1 protein-coding gene and 1 pseudogene are annotated in these 1,693 nt (G+C 54.0%); both read right to left on the bottom strand.

What is annotated here, in order from left to right:
- Positions 1 to 610, bottom strand: a pseudogene (locus tag AC1D17_RS28870) (hypothetical protein); the annotation flags it as partial.
- A 33-nt stretch (positions 611 to 643) separates the two neighbouring features.
- Positions 644 to 1,507 (bottom strand): hypothetical protein, encoded by an 864-nt coding sequence (locus tag AC1D17_RS28865; RefSeq protein ID WP_477568620.1) that lies wholly within the window; start codon positions 1,505 to 1,507, stop codon positions 644 to 646.
- Between the last annotated feature and the right edge of the window lie 186 nt (positions 1,508 to 1,693).

Below are 1,693 nucleotides of genomic sequence, written 5' to 3'. Positions count from 1 at the left end.
GTTCGGGGCTGTCCGGCAACACGTTCTGATAATAGAATGACCGGACGCCAGCCGCTCCACGCAAAAACAGGTACTTCCGCAAATAGGAATTCTTGATTGTCCAGCGAATGTCGCGCTTAGACGTCCAGAAAAATTCGTTCGAAATCTCACCTTCGGCGACCCCAAACTCCGGAAGCGCTAGATCATCGAAAATGACGCGTTGATGGTTGTTGCCAACGCAACGCGCGGTCAGGCCGAGTGTCATCCAAACCTTTTCAGCCAGATAGTATGAGTAAAACGATCCACTGCCCCACGACGCGACAACATAGTCGTAGGCGAAAGATGACCGCGCGAGATCCTCCCACTTCCCTTTGCCATCAGTCGTCGGGGTCGAGTGCGCAACGACGCCATGCGAGCCCTCATACATCACGCCGATGCCCTCCGCCTTTTCCTCGGGAACGACGGCCATAAACATGTAAAGGTGCTCGCGATCGTGATCGCCGCCAACGTTTTGGTAGTTTGCCGACACCTCAACGAGTTCGCGCGGGTCTAGCCCAATATGCTCGAACATGCTTTTCAGCCGCGCCGGGAGCAAGGCTTGCGGGATCGGAAATAGCCCTATGTAGTCCATTCTTCCCAATCCCGTCAGTAGGTTCTGCCTTCATCATGCAGGTCCACCTGCATCGTTCTGTGTTGAGCGCTGACGCGAACGCGCTGTCTGAGCCTTCGAGATGATATCGTCCAGCATGTCGCGGATGTAAACGCTGGGATACACCGCGAATCGGTCGCCGCGGGCGTTGGTAACGATACCTTCGAACTTCAGATATCGCTCGCCGCTTGGCGAACTCACGATCGAAAAGACAGGCGACCCGCTTAAACCATCCGGTTCAACGCTGAGACGGGTCGACCGCTCATGTTTCACGAATATGTTGCGATGTTCAGGATCCAATGGAGCAGTCGAGGCTCGCTGCAAATCCTGCCTGATCCACCGCATCGTAAATTCAGACAGGGCGGTAAAATCATCATCAATCGTAATGGTCTTGGAACTCGTAGGAAAACCGATCAGGAACGAGTAGTCAGTCACGCCGCCGTCATCCGACCAATAAGCTTTGGTTAGATCCAGGTGATTTGCCCGGTATCGTTGATCGAGGACGCCATAATCGAAGAAGATTAGATCTGTCAGCGACTGGTTGTCATCGCCTTCAATGCGAGGAATATGCAGGTCGCTGGGCGGTATCGCCAATCTCTTCCCGTCAGCTTCGACCACGACCACGAACTTGGATGCCTCAGGTGCACCTTTTCCTGTGTTTGTCTGATGGGCGGTCGCGAGACCAAAGTGCCAATCGCGATATTTCCCCAGGAACGATGAACCGAAGAATTGTAGCTCCCAAACCTCGTGCCCTGTGGAAAAAAGCGCCGGGCGAACGAAGCGAGGCAGAGCATCCGGGACACTCCTAAACGGAACGTAGGTGCCGTTGATCTCCACGCTCATTTTCGCCTGTGCGATAGCCCAAGTAGGGGTAGGCATAGATGAATTTTCCTAAATCGATCGTATGACATCGCCCGCCTCGGCGTCCTCAACCATTCCCGGACAGACGTCGTTAGGATGTCTTGACGAAAACACCTATTCTAACCGCGTCGCCACCAAGACTCGCTCGAGTTGCTATCGAGGACGGGCGATCATCGTTGAAATTTGTGCTTGAAGCAAGCATCC

Source organism: Pararhizobium sp. P1_E7 (genome assembly GCF_056405855.1).
The sequence above is the reverse complement of the archived record's forward strand: the minus strand, read 5'-3'. Positions and strand labels throughout refer to the sequence as shown.